A 292-nucleotide genomic window follows, 5' to 3' on the forward strand; every position below is an offset into this window, starting at 1 on the left:
TGGTAGGCCTGGGCAGACTTGAACTGCCGACCTCACCCTTATCAGGGGTGCGCTCTAACCAGCTGAGCTACAGGCCTATATTCTATAAAAAGATATCTCATTACTAGTTCGGTCACCTCACCCTACTCTTTGCAAGGGGAATGGGGTGCTAACCAGATGAAATACAAGTCTATATAAAATGTCACAAGCGCTAACTTATGCCACCTACCTGTAACTTTCTTCTTGCTCACAATTCGTAATTAATTATCTGTGTGGACACGAGTAAATCTCATAACTTTATGTATAAGGAGGT

The 292-nt window shown here is 42.8% G+C and carries 1 tRNA gene; it reads right to left on the bottom strand.

Annotation, left to right across the window (positions count from 1 at the left end):
• Nucleotides 1-77: transfer RNA gene (locus Q0940_RS17045), tRNA-Ile, on the bottom strand.
• Nucleotides 78-292: the final 215 nt, after the last annotated feature.

Origin of the sequence: uncultured Psychrosphaera sp. (genome assembly GCF_947500655.1) — a bacterium.
Classification (GTDB): Bacteria; Pseudomonadota; Gammaproteobacteria; order Enterobacterales; family Alteromonadaceae; genus Psychrosphaera.